This is a genomic window from Ottowia sp. oral taxon 894 (assembly GCF_001262075.1).
Lineage (GTDB): Bacteria > Pseudomonadota > Gammaproteobacteria > Burkholderiales > Burkholderiaceae_C > Ottowia > Ottowia massiliensis.
In genome coordinates this window covers 2,258,306-2,274,329 of sequence record NZ_CP012073.1, presented here as the reverse complement: position 1 = coordinate 2,274,329, position 16,024 = coordinate 2,258,306, and the positions used below count along the sequence as shown (strand labels likewise).

Annotated in this window: 13 protein-coding genes and 1 tRNA gene; all 14 read left to right on the top strand. The window is 59.9% G+C overall.

Translation table 11 applies throughout. The features are described from left to right. The first annotated feature begins 32 nt into the window (after positions 1–32). A complete protein-coding gene (gene gspD / locus ADJ79_RS09955; protein WP_253273811.1) occupies positions 33–2,441 on the top strand; it encodes a type II secretion system secretin GspD in 2,409 nt (802 codons plus the stop codon). Then, positions 2,441–3,841, top strand: a complete 1,401-nt coding sequence (locus tag ADJ79_RS09950; protein ID WP_050715826.1) for a GspE/PulE family protein — start codon at positions 2,441–2,443, stop codon at positions 3,839–3,841. Before gspD ends, ADJ79_RS09950 begins: the two co-directional genes overlap by 1 nt. 40 nt (positions 3,842–3,881) lie before the next feature. Beyond that, on the top strand, positions 3,882–5,825 hold the full coding sequence (locus ADJ79_RS09945; RefSeq protein ID WP_050715825.1) for a RecQ family ATP-dependent DNA helicase: 1,944 nt from the start codon (positions 3,882–3,884) through the stop codon (positions 5,823–5,825). A gap of 11 nt (positions 5,826–5,836) precedes the next feature. After that, the gene (locus tag ADJ79_RS09940; RefSeq protein ID WP_050715824.1) at positions 5,837–6,967 is read left to right on the top strand and encodes a WG repeat-containing protein; all 1,131 of its coding nucleotides are present in this window, start codon (positions 5,837–5,839) and stop codon (positions 6,965–6,967) included. A 53-nt stretch (positions 6,968–7,020) separates the two neighbouring features. After that, on the top strand, positions 7,021–8,001 hold the full coding sequence (locus ADJ79_RS09935; protein ID WP_050715823.1) for a polyprenyl synthetase family protein: 981 nt from the start codon (positions 7,021–7,023) through the stop codon (positions 7,999–8,001). Positions 8,002–8,029: 28 nt separating this feature from the next. Continuing rightward, a tRNA-Pro gene (locus tag ADJ79_RS09930) sits at positions 8,030–8,106 on the top strand. Between the two features lie 160 nt (positions 8,107–8,266). Beyond that, positions 8,267–9,991 carry a type IV-A pilus assembly ATPase PilB gene (pilB, locus tag ADJ79_RS09925; protein ID WP_050715822.1) on the top strand — a complete coding sequence of 575 codons (1,725 nt, stop codon included), beginning with the start codon at positions 8,267–8,269 and terminating at the stop codon, positions 9,989–9,991. A 34-nt stretch (positions 9,992–10,025) separates the two neighbouring features. Further along, on the top strand, positions 10,026–11,255 hold the full coding sequence (locus tag ADJ79_RS09920; RefSeq protein WP_050715821.1) for a type II secretion system F family protein: 1,230 nt from the start codon (positions 10,026–10,028) through the stop codon (positions 11,253–11,255). Between the two features lie 3 nt (positions 11,256–11,258). Continuing rightward, complete coding sequence (locus ADJ79_RS09915; RefSeq protein WP_050715820.1) at positions 11,259–12,200, top strand: A24 family peptidase; 942 nt, start codon at positions 11,259–11,261, stop codon at positions 12,198–12,200. 21 nt (positions 12,201–12,221) lie between these two features. Beyond that, on the top strand, positions 12,222–12,827 hold the full coding sequence (coaE, locus tag ADJ79_RS09910; RefSeq protein ID WP_050715819.1) for a dephospho-CoA kinase: 606 nt from the start codon (positions 12,222–12,224) through the stop codon (positions 12,825–12,827). A gap of 33 nt (positions 12,828–12,860) precedes the next feature. Beyond that, entirely contained in the window at positions 12,861–13,616 is a 756-nt protein-coding gene (gene zapD, locus ADJ79_RS09905) for a cell division protein ZapD (protein ID WP_050715818.1), read from the top strand. After that, positions 13,613–13,813: a DNA gyrase inhibitor YacG gene (locus ADJ79_RS13305; protein WP_082203248.1), complete on the top strand. Its 201-nt coding sequence runs from the start codon at positions 13,613–13,615 to the stop codon at positions 13,811–13,813. Before zapD ends, ADJ79_RS13305 begins: the two co-directional genes overlap by 4 nt. A gap of 108 nt (positions 13,814–13,921) precedes the next feature. Continuing rightward, a complete protein-coding gene (gene tig / locus ADJ79_RS09900) occupies positions 13,922–15,238 on the top strand; it encodes a trigger factor (RefSeq protein ID WP_050715817.1) in 1,317 nt (438 codons plus the stop codon). Between the two features lie 98 nt (positions 15,239–15,336). Next, complete coding sequence (gene clpP / locus ADJ79_RS09895; protein ID WP_050715816.1) at positions 15,337–15,948, top strand: ATP-dependent Clp endopeptidase proteolytic subunit ClpP; 612 nt, start codon at positions 15,337–15,339, stop codon at positions 15,946–15,948. The last annotated feature ends 76 nt before the right edge of the window (positions 15,949–16,024 follow it).

The following is a 16,024-nucleotide window of genomic DNA, read 5'->3' as shown; positions in this document are numbered from 1 at the left end:
TCAAAGCAGAAAAAGACTTTTTCGATATCCGCATGAGCCAGCTTCTCTCTTTCAAAGGCCTTCGCCGCCCGCCGCTGGCGGCCGCCTGTCTGTCCGCCTGCCTGGCGCTTGGCGCGATGCCGGCCCTGCCGCAGGCGGCGCAGGCGTCCGGCAAGGCCAGCCCAAAAGCGGCCCAGAAGGCCGCCAGCCAGCCCAAGGCACAGAAGGCGGCGTCTGGCGCGCCCCGGCGCGACCCCAAAGCTGAAGTGACGCTGGATTTTGAAAATGCCGAAATCGAGGCCGTCGCGCGCGCCATGGCCACGCTCAGCGGCCGCAATGTGGTGGTGGACCCGCGCGTGAAGGGCACGATTACGCTGTCCAGCACCGTTGCCGTCACCCCTGCCGAGGCCATGCGCCTGTTTGCGGCGCAGTTGCGCACGCAGGGCTTTTCGGTGGTGGAAACCGATGGCATGTCGCTGGTGCTGCCCGAGGCCGAAGCCAAGCTGCGCAGCGGCAGCGTGCGGACGCAGGCGCCGCGGAGCACCGGCAGCGGGCAGGTGCAGACGCAAATCTTCCGCCTCATGCATGAAAACGCAGCCAACCTGGTGCCCGTGCTGCGCCCGCTGATCAGCCCCAACAACACCATCAACGTCAGCCCCGGCGGCAACGCGCTGGTCATCACCGACTACAGCGACAACCTGCAACGCATGGGCCGCATCATCGCCGCGCTGGACATCTCCAACGCCACGGGCGTGGAGGTGGTGCCGCTCAAGCACGCAGTGGCCGCCGACCTGGCGCCGCTGGTGCTGCGCCTGGCCGAGGCGGGCGGCAGCGCCATGCCCGCCGCGCCCGGCAACGGCAACATGGCCGTGCAGGCCAGCGCGGGCAGCGGCGTCTTTCCCACCACGCTCATTCCGGAGCCGCGCAGCAATTCCATCATCGTGCGCGCGGCCAACCCGGCCAAACTGGCGCAGATCAAGGGGCTGATCCAGCAGCTGGACCTGCCCTCGGCCACGCATGACGACGGCAGCAGCGGCAACATTCACATCGTCCACCTCAAAAATGCCGATGCGGTGAAGCTGGCCGTGACCTTGCGCGCCGCACTGGCGGCCCTGCCGGGGCAGCAGCAAGGCGCAACCGGCGGCGCAGCCAGCGCGGCGGCGGCCGCCTCAACGGGTTCCTCCTCCAGCAGCCGCAACAGCGCCAGCAGCAGCGTGCAAAGCAGCGGCAGCGGGCTGAATACCGGCCCCAGCATCGACGCCGAAGGCGACAACCAGCCGTCCACCGGCGGGCAGATTCAGGCCGATCCGGCCACCAACTCGCTCATCATCAGCGCGCCGGGGCCGGTGTACCGCGAGCTGCGCGAGGTCATCAACAAGCTGGACGAGCGCCGCGCGCAGGTGTTCGTGGAAAGTCTGATTGCCGAAGTGCGCACTGACAAGGCGGCCGAATTCGGCATCCAGTGGCAAGGGCTGGTCGGCCGCCGCGACGGGGCCAATGTGGGCATCATCGGCACCAACTACAACACGGGCGGCACCAACATCATTTCGCTGGCCAGCCAGTTCCGCAACGGCATGCCGTCGTCCGACCGCAACGTGGTCATGCCCGCGCAAGGCATGAATCTGGCCTTCGGCCACCGCGTCAATGGCCTGTTCACGCTGGGCGCGCTGGCCAACTTCCTGCAAGCCACGGGCACGGGCAATGTGCTGTCCACGCCCACGCTGCTCACGCTGGACAACGAGGAAGCCAAGATCATCGTGGGCCAGAACGTGCCTTTCGTGACGGGCAGCTACACCAACACGGGCGGCTCCAACGCCGCGCTCAACCCCTTCCAGACCTATGACCGCCAGGACGTGGGCCTGACTTTGCGCGTGCGCCCGCAAATCAGCGAAAACGGCACCGTGAAGATGGTGATCTACCAGGAAACCTCCAGCGTGGTGAAGGAAACACAGAATGCCGCGCAAGGCCCCACGACCAACAAGCGCGCCATTGAATCCAGCGTGCTGGTGGAAGACGGCTCCATCGTGGTGCTGGGCGGCCTGCTGGAAGACAACTACGCCGAAAAGGAAAGCAAGGTGCCCGTGCTGGGCGACGTGCCCGTGGTGGGCAATCTGTTCAGAAGCCGCGAGCGCGGCTACGTGAAAACCAACCTGATGGTGTTTCTGCGCCCCGTGGTGGTGCGCGACGCGCCTTCGACCGAGCAGTATTCCGTGAGCCGCTACGACATGATGCGCGCCGCACAGCAGGACAACCAGCCCGATCCGAGCAGCGTGCTCAAGGTCAATATCGCGCCCGTCATGCCGCCCGCCCAGCCTCTTTACAAGGATGAGTGGAAAAACGAAGCGCCGCCCGCTCCCCTGAACCACGGCAGCGCGGCCCCCGCCCCCGGCATGGCGCGGCAGGAAAAGCGCTCTTCTTTCCGCATGCCCGCTTCCGGCGAAGCCAACTACATGGGGGATTGATGCGCTATCCCCTGCCCTACGCCTTCGCGCGCGCGGCCCTGTTGCTGCTGGAAGACGACGGCCAGACGCTCACCTTGTGGGCCAGCCCGCGCAGCGACCGCGCCAGCCTGGGCGAGGCGCTGCGCTGCCACGGCCAGGGCGAGCGGCCCTTGACGCTGCAAGTGCAGGACGAGGCCACGCTGGCCCAGCGCATCAGCAACGCCTACGCGCAGGGCGAATCCAGCGCCGCCGCCGTGGTCAGCGAAGTGCAGTCTGACGTGGACCTCTCGCGCATCATGCAGGAGCTGCCTGCCGTGGAAGACTTGCTGGAGGCGGCGGACGACGCGCCCATCATCCGCATGCTCAACGCGCTGCTCACGCAGGCCGCGCGCGATGGCGCGAGCGACATTCACATTGAGCCTTACGAGCGCCACTCCAGCGTGCGCTTTCGTGTGGACGGCACGCTGCGCGAGGTGGTGCAGCCCAACCGCGCGCTGCACGCCGCGCTCATCAGCCGCCTGAAGATCATGGCCGAGCTGGACATTGCCGAAAAGCGCCTGCCGCAAGACGGCCGCATCAGCCTGCGGCTGGGCACGCGGGCCATCGACGTGCGCGTATCGACCCTGCCCGGCGCGCATGGCGAGCGGGCGGTGCTGCGCCTGCTGGACAAGTCTGAAAGCCGCCTCACGCTGGAAGCCGTGGGCATGCAAGGCGGCGTGCTGCAACGCTTTGAGCAGCTCATACACCAGCCGCACGGCATCATTTTGGTGACCGGCCCCACAGGCAGCGGCAAAACGACCACGCTGTACGCCAGCCTGGCGCGGCTGGATGCGGCGCACAGCAACATCATGACAGTGGAAGACCCCATCGAATACGACTTGCCGGGCGTGGGGCAGACGCAGGTGAACCCGCGCATTGAACTCACCTTCGCCCGCGCGCTGCGCGCCATCTTGCGGCAAGACCCGGACGTGGTGATGATTGGCGAAATCCGCGATGCGGAAACGGCGCAGATCGCCATTCAGGCCAGCCTGACGGGCCACCTGGTGCTGGCCACGCTGCACACCAATGACGCGCCCAGCGCCATCACGCGGCTGACCGATATGGGCGTGGAGCCGTTTTTGCTGTCATCTTCCCTGCTGGGCGTGCTGGCGCAGCGGCTGGTGCGCAAATACTGCGCCGCCTGCCACGGCAAAGGCTGCGAGGCCTGCGGGCGCACGGGCTACCAGGGGCGCATCGGCGTGTTCGAGCTGCTGACCGTGGATGACGCCATTCGCGCCCAGATTCACGGTCAGGCGCCCGAGGCGGACATCCGCGCCCAGGCCCTGTCTGGCGGCATGACCCTGATGCGCGACGACGGCGCGCGGCTGGTGGAGCAGGGCGTGACCAGCCGCGAAGAAGTGCTGCGCGTCACGCGCGACTGACTGGCCGCCAACCGCCATCCCTGCACACTTTTCACTCACCATGCCCGCAGTTCAGGCCCCGGCAGACATCCTGCGCGAAGTCTTCGGCTACGCCAGCTTCCGGGGGCAGCAGCAGGACATCATCGAACACGTCACGGGCGGCGGCGACGCGCTGGTGCTCATGCCCACGGGCGGCGGCAAATCGCTGTGCTACCAGATTCCGGCCATCGCCCGCCAGCGGGCCGGGCGCGGCGTCACGCTGGTCATCTCGCCGCTCATCGCCCTCATGCAAGACCAGGTGGACGCGCTGCACGAAGCGGGCGTGGCCGCCAGCTTCCTCAATTCCACGCAAGACTGGCGCGAGACCCAGGCCGTGGAGCGGCAGCTGCTGGCGGGGCACATCACGCTGCTTTACGCCGCGCCCGAGCGCGTGACCACGCCGCGCTTTCTGGAGCTGCTGGATGCGCTGCACGCGCGCGGGCAGCTGGGCCTTTTCGCCATCGACGAAGCGCACTGCGTGAGCCAGTGGGGGCACGACTTCCGCCCCGAATACCGGGCGCTGACGCTGCTGCACGAACGCTGGCCCGGCGTGCCGCGCATTGCCCTCACCGCCACGGCTGACGCGCTCACGCGCGCCGACATCATCGAGCGGCTGCGGCTGCAAGGCGCGCGGCAGTTCGTGAGCAGCTTTGACCGGCCCAACATCCGCTACACCATCGTCGAGAAAAAAGACCCCGCACGGCAGCTGCTGCAATTCATCGAACGCGAACACGCGGGCGAAGCGGGCGTGGTGTATTGCCAGTCACGCAAGCGCGTGGAAGACATGGCCGCCACGCTGAACGCCCACGGCATCACCGCCCTGCCCTACCACGCCGGCCTGCCCGCCGCCGAGCGCCAGCACAACCAAAGCCGCTTTTTGCGCGAAGACGGCATCGTCATGTGCGCCACCATCGCCTTTGGCATGGGCATTGACAAACCGGACGTGCGCTTTGTCGCCCATATAGACATGCCCAAAAACATCGAGGGCTACTACCAGGAAACGGGCCGCGCCGGCCGTGACGGCGAACCCGCCGACGCCTGGATGGCCTACGGCCTGCAAGACGTGGTGAACCAGCGCCGCATGATTGATGAAAGCCCGGCCGAAGAAAGCTTCCGGCAGGTGATGCGCGGCAAGCTCGATGCCCTGCTGGCCCTGGCCGAAGCTACCGACTGCCGCCGCGCCCGCCTGCTGGCCTACTTTGGCGAGGAAATGGCGCCCAGGCCCCGTAGCACTACCAAAAAAATAGCTGCCGGCGCAGATTCCACTAGGACAAACGGCCATTTTGACCACTGGTGCGGCAACTGCGACAACTGCCTGAATCCGCCCCAGGTGTGGGACGCCACCGACTGCGCCCGCAAGCTGCTGTCCACCATCTACCGCGTGCAGCAGATGAGCGGCATCAGCTTTGGCGCGGGGCACATCATGGACATCCTGCGCGGCAAGCAGACAGACAAGGTCGCGCAATTCGGCCATCAGCAAATCTCCACTTTCGGCATCGGCAGCGAATACAGCGAAGCGCAGCTGCGCAGCGTGCTGCGCCAGCTCATCGCCCTGGGCGCGCTGCAAGTAGACGCCGCTTCCTACAACACCTTGCGCCTGCTGGAGCCTGCCCGCCCCATCCTGCGCGGCGAGCAGCCCGTGCATTTGCGGGCCGCCGCCAGCGCCAAAAAAGAAACCCGCAAGCGCCAGGCGCCCGCTCACAAAGCGCCCGCGCCCGCCGCTGCCGAGCTGGACGCCGCTGCCCAGGCGCGCTTTGCCGCTCTCAAGGCCTGGCGCGCCGAAACCGCCCGCGAGCACAACCTGCCCGCCTACGTCATCTTTCACGACGCCACCCTGGCCGCCATCGCCGCCCGCGCCCCGCAAGCGCTGCAAGACCTGCAAGGCGTCAGCGGCATCGGCGCCACCAAACTGGAGCGATACGGGCAGGCTGTGCTCGACGCCTGCCTGGCCGCTTCCGCTCACTGAATCCGTCCGCCATGAAATTCCGCCTCTTCGCCCTGTTGCTCTGCCTGACCGCCTCCGCCCCAGTCTGGACCGCCGAAAAAGCCGCTGCCCAAGCCAACGACGCCCCTCCTGCCTGGCTGGCCTGGATACCCGTGCAAAACGGCTATTACGACCCCGCCAGCCAAAGCTGGGCCATCTCTCCGCCCGCCCGCCCCCAAAATGACGACGAACGCCACCCCTTTTCACGCAACGGGCTGGCTCCGGCCCGCCATAACGGCAAATATGGCTATATTGATACCCACGGAAAATGGAAAATCAAGCCGCAATACGATGCCGCCGCGCCGTTTTCTGAAAATCATCTGGCCGTCGTCCGCAAAGACAAGCGTGATATCTACATCAATGAAAAAGGCCAAAAGGCATTCAAAATGACTTTTGCGCAGGCTGGCTCATTCGGCGCCAATCAGCTGGCCATTGCGCGGCAAGACGGTTTATCTGGTTTTCTGGATGCCCAGGGCCAATGGAAAATTGCCGCGCGTTTTGCCAGGGCGCGCCCTTTCGCCCCTAATGGCCTGGCCGCAGCCAGCTCCGGCCAAGCCCCTGATCAATGGGGCTATATCAACGCCAGCGGCGCCTGGGCCATTCCCGCCAAATTCGACAGCGCGGGCGACTTTGCCGCCAACGGACTGGCTCCCGCCAGCCAGGGCGGCAAACATGGTTTTCTTGACCAACGGGGCAACTGGGCCGTGCCTGCACAGTTTGAACAAGCCCGCCCCTTCGCAGCCAACGGACTGGCGCGCGCCCAGCAAAACGGGAAATGGGGCTATGTGAATGCCTTTGGCCGCTGGGTTATTCCCGTTCACTTTGATGAAGCGGACGATTTTGAAGCTAACGGCCTGGCTGGAGCCAAGCAAAATGGGCTGGCCGGCTATTTGAATGAGCGCGGCGACTGGGCCATTGCCGCGCAATTCACGGAAGTTTCTCCATTTGAAAACCGCCCGTGGGCCAAAGTCATTCAGAGCAAAACGGAATTACCTGGATTCATTGACGCACGCGGCCAATGGATTGTCCGGCAAGACAGGGTTTGCGGCCAAACCGTGGTCAAAAATGCTGGCGACGAGATTATCTGGCCCCGCAAATTCAGCGCCGTCTGCGACAAGAAATAATTACTTCGCGCTGGCTATAATTTTCCCTATTTTTCTGCAAGCGGTTTTCAACTGTGCCCGTATCCTCATCCATCCAGAAAATTCTCGCTCTCGTCGCCGATGACCTGCGCCAGGTTGACGCCACTATTGCGCAGCGGCTGGACTCCGGCGTGCCACTGGTTGGCGAAGTGGCGCGCTACATCATCTCTTCCGGCGGCAAACGCTTGCGCCCGGTTCTGCTGCTGCTGGCCTGCGGCGCCCTGGGCTACAAGGGGGAACAACGCTTCAATCTGGCCGCCGTGGTCGAATTCATCCATACGGCCACCTTGCTGCATGACGACGTGGTCGATGAATCCACCCTGCGGCGCGGCCGCAGCACGGCCAACGAGGTTTTTGGCAACCCGGCCAGCGTGCTGGTCGGCGACTTTCTCTACTCGCGCGCCTTCCAGATGATGGTGGACAGCAACAACATGCGCGTGATGCAGATCCTGGCCGATGCCACCAACGTCATCGCCGAAGGCGAAGTGCTTCAGCTCATGAACATTCATAACGCCACGCTCGATGAAGCGGCCTATCTGCACGTCATTCGTTCCAAAACCGCCAAACTGTTTGAAGCCAGCGCCCGTCTGGGCGCCGTGCTCGCCGACAGCGGCGCCGCCGTGGAAGCCGTCTGCGTCGAGTACGGCCGATCCCTGGGCACCGCCTTCCAAATCATTGACGACGTACTCGACTATGACGGTGACAGCCATGAGATGGGCAAGAACCTGGGCGACGACCTGCGCGAAGGGAAAGCCACGCTGCCGCTCATCATCGCCATGCAGCGCAGCCGCGCCGAAGAAGCGGCTGTTGTGCGCCGCGCCGTGGAAGAAGGCAGTGCGCAAGACATGGAAGCCATCATCTCCATCGTGCGCCAAAGCGGCGCGCTGCAAGGCGCGCGCGAAGTAGCCGCCCGCCAGGCTGAAAGCGCCATTCGCGCAGCTGCCTTGCTGCCCACCAATCCTCATAGTCAGTCAATGATAGAATTGGCGACTCAACTTTTGCAGCGGCGGACCTGAAATCTCCTTCAGCCTTCCCGCCCGCATACGGGGTGTAGCTTAGCCTGGTAGAGCGCTACGTTCGGGACGTAGAGGCCGGAGGTTCGAATCCTCTCACCCCGACCAGCTGGTTCAGACAGCAACCTGCTGGAAAACAACACTCCCCCATAGGAAAACGCGTATTGTGTCGATTCATTCACACATTGCGCCGTCTTTTTGATTTACAAAAACTCACCATTCGACGATGATTGACAGATAACTTTAGTCTGCAAATCTTTGGTCACCGATGGCAACCGTTGAATCCCCCGCACAAGCAGCGCCTCTGCCCGGCTTGGCGCACACGCTGGTCATGACTGGCAAGCTCGGCCAGCAAGCCGCTGAAGACCTCTACAAGAAGGCGCAGCAGTCCAACAAAAATTTCATTGCGGAGCTAACTGGCTCCGGCGCGGTTTCCGCCTTCGATCTGGCGCACACCATTTCCGCTGCATTCGCGGCGCCGCTCATTGATGCCGCGGCCATTGACCCCAACCGCCTCCCGCAGGATCTGATCGATCGCAAGCTGATCGTCAAATACCGCATCCTGCCTCTAAGCAAGAGAGGCAACCGGCTCATCATCGCAACAGCTGATCCCACGGATAACGAAGCTGCAGAAAAAGTCAAGTTCGCCACCCAGATGGGTGTGGAATGGGTCATTGCCGAATATGACAAACTTTCCCATCTGATCGAGACAGCCACTCGCGGCACAGGCGATGGAATGGACGGCATCAGCGCCGACGACTTCGAATTTGGCGAAGATGCCGCCAGCCCCAATGAAGCCGAAGAAGATGCTGAACAAGATGACAGCGAAGACACTCCTATCGTTCGCTTCCTGCAAAAAATGCTGGTAGACGCCGTCAGTATGCGCGCCTCTGACTTGCATTTTGAACCCTACGAATTCATGTACCGGGTGCGTTTTCGCATAGATGGCGAATTGCGCGAAATTGCCAGTCCTCCACCCGGCATCAAAGAAAAACTGGCTTCTCGCATCAAGGTTATTTCGCGTCTTGATATTTCCGAAAAACGCGTGCCGCAAGATGGCCGCATGAAGCTCAAACTGGGGCCTGATCGCGTGATTGATTTCCGCGTCAGCACCTTGCCCACCCTGTTTGGCGAAAAAATCGTGATCCGTATTCTGGACCCGAGCAGCGCCAAGTTGGGAATTGATGCCCTCGGCTACGAACCAATTGAAAAAGAGCGTTTGATGACGGCCATTGAGCGCCCCTATGGCATGATTCTCGTTACCGGCCCCACTGGCTCTGGCAAAACTGTTTCGCTCTATACTTGTCTCAACTTGTTAAACAAGCCAGGGGTCAATATATCCACTGCAGAGGATCCGGCTGAAATCAACTTGCCTGGCATCAACCAGGTCAATATGAATGACAAGGCTGGCCTGACTTTTGCTGTCGCCCTCAGGGCCTTTCTCCGTCAGGATCCGGATATCATCATGGTAGGTGAAATTCGTGATCTGGAAACAGCTGACATTGCCATCAAGGCGGCCCAGACAGGGCATTTAGTATTATCCACACTGCATACCAACGATGCTCCGACAACGTTAACGCGCATGCGAAATATGGGGATCGCCCCATTTAACATCGCATCCAGCGTCATTCTTATCACAGCCCAACGCTTGGCGCGGCGACTCTGCCCAAAATGCAAGGAGCCCACTGATATACCCAATGAAGCTCTCTTAGAGGCCGGGTTTACAGAAGAAGATCTGGATGGAAGCTGGACACCCTACAGACCTGTCGGATGCGACGCATGCAACAACGGTTATAAAGGCCGGGTCGGCATCTATCAAGTCATGCCTATTTCAGAAGAGATGCAGCGCATTATTCTCGCTGATGGGAGCGCCCTGGAGATATCAGACCAGGCTCGCTCCGAGGGAGTCCGTTCATTGCGTGAGTCTGGTCTGCACAAAGTAAAAATAGGCGTCACTTCGCTTGAAGAAGTCTTGGCCGTTACTAACGAATAAACCCTTTCAAAGATCCCAAGGGAGCGCACTGAATATGGCAACAGCAGCCTCACGCCCAAACATGAAATCCGTCAAAGAAGTTATCTTTGAATGGGAAGGTAAAGATCGCAACGGCAAAATTGTTCGGGGCGAGTTGCGAGCCGCCGGCGAGCATCAGGTCCAAGCTACCTTGCGCAGGCAAGGCATTTTAGTAACAAAAGTGCGCAAGCGCCGGATGCGGTCTGGCAAAAAAATCGCGCCCAAAGACATAGCCATATTCACCCGACAGCTCGCCACCATGATGAAGGCGGGCGTGCCGTTGCTGCAATCCTTTGACATTGTTGGTCGGGGCAGTACCAACCCCAGCGTTGCCAAGCTGCTCAATGACATTCGCACCGATGTGGAATCAGGCTCTTCTTTGTCATCGGCCTTTCGGAAACATCCACTCTATTTCAATACCCTCTACTGCAATTTGGTAGAGGCCGGGGAAGCGGCGGGTATTTTGGAAGATCTTCTGGATCGTCTTGCCATTTACATGGAAAAGACGGAAGCCATTAAATCAAAAATCAAATCAGCATTGATGTATCCGGTTGCCGTTATTGTCGTGGCATTCGTGGTCGTTGCCTTGATCATGATCTTTGTCATCCCGGCATTCAAGAGCGTCTTCGAAAATTTTGGCGCAGATTTGCCAGCGCCAACGCTTTTTGTGATCGCCATGAGCGAATTTTTCGTAAAATACTGGTATATCATATTTATCGGAATATTTGGTGGGGTGTATTTTTTCCTGCAGTCATGGAAGAGAAATGAGAAAATGCAGATGTTCATGGATCGGCTGCTTTTACAAATACCAATTTTTGGCAATCTGATTGAAAAGTCAGTGATTGCGCGCTGGACGCGGACCCTCTCGACCATGTTTGCTGCTGGCGTTCCTCTTGTTGAATCCTTGGATTCAGTTGGCGGCGCGGCAGGTAACTATATTTATAAGTCGGCAACTCAAAAAATCCAACAGGAAGTTTCGACTGGCACCAGCCTGACAAATGCCATGTCCAATGCAAATGTATTCCCGAGCATGGTTATACAAATGACTGCCATTGGCGAAGAATCGGGCTCCATTGACCATATGCTTGGCAAAGCGGCCGACTTCTACGAAGCCGAAGTTGATGAGATGGTTGCCGGACTGTCAAGCCTGATGGAGCCTATCATTATTGTTTTCCTTGGAACCATTATTGGCGGCATTGTTGTCTCAATGTATTTGCCGATCTTCAAGCTGGGTTCTGTTGTCTGAGATATGCACGAAAATACTATAGATGCAATAATCTATCTGATTTTTGGACTTCTGGTTGGCAGCTTTCTCAATGTCGTTATTTATCGTCTGCCTCAAATGATGTATCGATCCTGGCTTCATGAAGCAGGATCGAATATTTCCGGTACTACCGCAGATGAGAAGACCCTATGGGCGCTAAGTTTCGGTTCACGGACTACTGCCCCTGAAAATATGGAAGCGGTTGGACGGCATATCATGCAGGCGGTTGAAGATTTGCCGAGATTCAATCTCATGATGCCGTCTTCACGATGCCAAAGCTGTGGGCATAAAATTCGCTGGTTCGAGAATATCCCAATATTCAGCTGGGTATTCCTGCGCGGCAGATGCTCTGGCTGCAATGCGAGTATCTCATGGCGCTATCCCGCCATCGAACTGGCGACAGGGCTTCTATTTGCATGGTGCGGCTGGCAATGGGGCCTGACAGCTTCTGGCGTGGCATGGGCGGCGTTTTCTGCCTTTCTGATCGTCATGACCATGATTGACTGGGACACAACGCTATTACCTGACGATTTGACCCTGCCTCTGGTTTGGGGCGGTTTACTGGCATCATTGCTTCATTTGACAGCTGTTCCGCTATCCCATTCCGTAATTGGGGCGATGGCGGGTTACCTCTTTTTGTGGTCCATTTATTGGGCATTCAGGTTGCTTACGGGGAAAGAGGGCATGGGTTATGGCGATTTCAAGCTTTTCGCAGCTTTGGGGGCTTGGTTTGGCTGGAATGCATTGATACCGATTATTCTGATGGCTTCTGTCATTGGCGCGCTTGCTGGAATTGGCATGAAGTTCTGCAATAATCTTAGAGAAGGACATTATGTGCCCTTTGGGCCTTTTCTGGCGCTGGCTGGATTGACCGCCATGATTTTCAGCCCCACCAGCATTTTGCGCGCCATCGGGCTGGGCGCCTGAAGCTTTTTATCCTATCTTCCCGTGCTTCGGTTGGGATTGACTGGCGGCATAGGCAGCGGCAAAACCACTGTCGCGCAGATGCTTGCCGCACGTGGCGCAGCCGTCATTGACGCCGATGCCATTTCACGTGCGTTAACCGCCTCTCATGGTGCAGCGCTTCCAGCTATTGCCGCTCAATTTGGAACTCATGTCATTGGCCCGGATGGCGCGCTGAACCGTAGCGCAATGCGGCAAATGATTTTTGCTGATCCGGCTGCAAGGCAGCGCCTGGAAACCATCCTTCACCCGCTGGTTGAACAGGCACTGGAAGAGCAGACACGTGAGGCGGCCATGCGCAGCGTGCGCTGCGTTGTGTTTGATGTTCCGCTGCTGATTGAGAATTTCGCGCGCTGGCAATCTCGCATTGACGCGCTGCTGGTCGTTGATTGTCCGGAAGAAGTGCAAATTACCCGCGTCGTGGCCCGTAGCCAACTTTCCCGCGAAGAAGTGATGCACATTCTGTCTGCGCAAGCCAGCCGGGCGCAGCGGCTAGCTATGGCCAACTTTGTGATTACCAATGATGCTGGCACAACGCTGCAAGCGTTGGAGAAGCAGCTTGAAGCACTTCTTCCCCGCTTCGGACTATGATGCGCCCCTTTGCCAGCCCGTGCCCGCTTTCGCGTGATCCTGTACGAATACCCCTTTAACGAGCGCATCCGCACTTACTTGCGACTGGAGCACCTTCTTCATCGCCTGAGCAGTTTGCTAGCCCATACGGCAGCCTTGGATCACCATTTTGCGCTGGTCACCTTGTTTGAAATCATGGACATGGCCGGCCGGATCGACATCAAGACTGATGTGCTGAAAGATCTGGAAAACCACAAAGCCTATCTGTCCGCCCAACGCGGCAACCCGGCCATCGCCCAAGAGGCGCTGGAAGCCTTTGCCGGTTATGTGGAAAACGCTTTTTCCGCTCTCAAGCGCCAGCACGGCAAACCCTGCAGCCAACTGACGGAAGATGACTGGCTGATGAGTGTTCGCAGCCGCATTTTCATACCGGGCGGCACCTGCTCCTTTGACTTGCCTGCATATCACGCTTGGCAAGAAGGCCACGCTGACGCCCGCTTGGCTGATCTGAGCCGCTGGACTTCACACTTGCAGCCGCTGGCCAATGCTCTGGCGCTTCTTTTGCATATGTTGCGCGACTCTGGCACGCCGCAAATGGCGCAAGCGCAGCAAGGCCAGTTCCAGCATGCGCTGCCTCAGGGCCGCCAGGTGCAGCTCATACGGCTGTCTCTTCCCAAAAAAATGAATGTCGTTCCCAAAATCAGCGGCAACCGGCTGCTGATATCCATACAGTTCATGCAGCAGCTAGCCGGGAACAAAAGCGCACCCGTGGCTGATGATGTGGCGTTCGAGCTGGCGCTTTGCTCATGACTGAAGCCCAGCCGCCTGCCCCGCGCCACGTCAAGTGTCCCTCTTGCGGCCGCCCTAGCTTGTACGCGCCTGAAAACCGCTTTCGCCCCTTCTGTAGCGAACGGTGCAAACTGCATGATCTGGGCGCATGGGCCAATGAAAGCTTCCGTCTGGCTTCCCCTGAAGACCCGGGCCTTGATGCGGGCAGCGCAAGCTAAAATGCCCGGTTTTCCTTGCGCCCGGAACTCCTTTCTGGCCCGCTCTTTCGGAATGGCGCTTTCCTGAGCGCGCATCCTGCCAAATCACCTTTGCAACCCGGAACAAATATGGCTGCCAACATCGAAACCCTTGAAAAGCTGGAGCGCAAAATGACGCTCACCTTGCCTGCGGACTCCATCCGCAGCGAAGTCGAAGCCCGCTTGCGCAAACTCGCCCGCACGGTGCGCATGGATGGCTTCCGCCCTGGCAAAGTCCCGCTGAATATCGTTGCCCAGCGCTATGGCTATTCCGTGCAGTACGAAGTGGTCAATGACAAGGTTGGCGAGGCTTTTTTCAAGGAAGCCGCTGATGCCAAGCTGCGCGTGGCGGGCCAGCCCACCATCACTGAAAAAAGCGACGCGCCTGAAGGCCAGCTGGTTTTCGATGCCGTGTTCGAGGTTTTTCCCGAAATCAACTTGGGCGATTTGTCTTCCGTTGAGGTCGAGAAACTGTCTGCCAAGGTCAGCGAAGACGCCATTGACCGCACCATCGACATTCTTCGCAAGCAGCGCTGCACATTCGCGCAGCGCGCCAAAGGCAGCCCTGCTGAAGAAGGCGACCGCGTCACTATCGACTTTTCCGGCAAGCTCGACGGCGAGCCGTTTGAAGGCGGCAAGGCCGATGACTTCGTCTTCATCCTTGGCGAAGGCCAGATGCTCAAAGAGTTTGAAGATGCCGTGCGCGGCATGAAAACGGGAGAAAGCAAGACTTTCCCGCTCTCTTTCCCCGAAAACTATCACGGCAAGGAAGTGGCGGGCAAAACGGCTGACTTTCTTGTCACGCTCAAGAACATTGAAGCCGCCCATTTGCCCGAGCTGAATGAAGCCTTCATCAAATCTCTGGGCGTGGCCGACCCCACCATTGAGGGTTTGCGCGCCGATGTGCGCAAGAACCTGGAGCGCGAAGTCAAATTCCGCGTGGCCGCCCGCAACAAGCAAGCCGCGCTGGATGCGGTCACGGCCAAAACCGAATTTGACGTGCCCAAGGCCAGCGTGCAGGCCGAAGTGGCCCGCATGAGCGAAAGCGCCCGCGCCGACCTGAAAGCCCGCGGCATCAAGGATGCCGACAAGGTTGATCTGCCGGAAGACCTTTTCCGCTCCAATGCCGAGCGCCGCGTACGTCTGGGCCTGGTGCTGGCCGAGCTGGTCAATGCCCACAAGCTTCAGGCCACGCCAGAGCAAATCAAGGCGCAGGTCAAGGAACTGGCGGCCAGCTATGAGCGCCCCGCTGAAGTGGAGCGCTGGTACTTCCAGGACGCCAACCGCCTGTCCAATGTTGAAGCCATGGTGCTGGAAGCCAACGTGGCGGACTACGTCTTCAGCCATGCCAAAGTCACCGAAAAAACCCTCAGCTTTGATGAGCTGATGAGCGCTGCCGCCGCCTGACCTGAACACACAGGCGCAGCCCATTCGCACCCAAGGGGGCTTGAGCCGCACAGGCCAAGCCCCATTTTTCCGCCGGTCACTTCTTGAGGAGAACACGCATGCACATCCAGGAACCTGCCAGCAATCTCGGCCTTATCCCCATGGTCATCGAGCAATCGGGCCGGGGCGAGCGCTCCTTTGACATCTATTCGCGCCTGCTCAAAGAGCGCGTCGTCTTCCTCGTGGGCGAAGTCAATGACCAGAGCGCCAATCTCGTCGTGGCCCAGCTGCTGTTTCTCGAAAGCGAAAACCCCGACAAGGACATTTCCTTCTACATCAACTCCCCCGGCGGCAGCGTCACGGCGGGCCTGTCTATTTACGACACCATGCAGTTCATCAAGCCTGATGTTTCCACCATGTGCCTGGGCTTTGCCGCCAGCATGGGCGCGTTTCTTCTGGCCGCAGGCGCCAAGGGCAAGCGCTACAGCCTGCCCAACAGCAAAATCATGATTCACCAGGTGCTCGGCGGCGCGCGCGGCCAGGCCACCGACATCGAAATCCAGGCGCGCGATCTGCTGCGCACCAAGGAACAGATGAACCGCATCCTGGCCGAGCGCACTGGCCAGCCCTATGAAAAAGTCGTGCACGACACCGAGCGCGACTACTACATGACCGCGCCCGAGGCCAAGGATTACGGCCTGATTGACAGCGTCGTCGAAAAGCGCGCCTGAGAACCCGCTCAAAGTCTGCCCGTGGGTGCAAAAAACGCGGCCCCGGGCGTTCGCGGACATCGCAAATCTTCGATGG

Bases quoted from the DNA above. Each gene is read 5' to 3' on its own strand.
- gspD (WP_253273811.1), top strand. From the start codon at position 33: ATGAGCCAGCTTCTCTCTTTCAAAGGCCTTCGCCGCCCGCCGCTGGCG.
- ADJ79_RS09950 (WP_050715826.1), top strand. From the start codon at position 2,441: ATGCGCTATCCCCTGCCCTACGCCTTCGCGCGCGCGGCCCTGTTGCTG.
- ADJ79_RS09945 (WP_050715825.1), top strand. From the start codon at position 3,882: ATGCCCGCAGTTCAGGCCCCGGCAGACATCCTGCGCGAAGTCTTCGGC.
- ADJ79_RS09940 (WP_050715824.1), top strand. From the start codon at position 5,837: ATGAAATTCCGCCTCTTCGCCCTGTTGCTCTGCCTGACCGCCTCCGCC.
- pilB (WP_050715822.1), top strand. From the start codon at position 8,267: ATGGCAACCGTTGAATCCCCCGCACAAGCAGCGCCTCTGCCCGGCTTG.
- ADJ79_RS09920 (WP_050715821.1), top strand. From the start codon at position 10,026: ATGGCAACAGCAGCCTCACGCCCAAACATGAAATCCGTCAAAGAAGTT.
- ADJ79_RS09915 (WP_050715820.1), top strand. From the start codon at position 11,259: ATGCACGAAAATACTATAGATGCAATAATCTATCTGATTTTTGGACTT.
- ADJ79_RS13305 (WP_082203248.1), top strand. From the start codon at position 13,613: ATGACTGAAGCCCAGCCGCCTGCCCCGCGCCACGTCAAGTGTCCCTCT.
- tig (WP_050715817.1), top strand. From the start codon at position 13,922: ATGGCTGCCAACATCGAAACCCTTGAAAAGCTGGAGCGCAAAATGACG.
- clpP (WP_050715816.1), top strand. From the start codon at position 15,337: ATGCACATCCAGGAACCTGCCAGCAATCTCGGCCTTATCCCCATGGTC.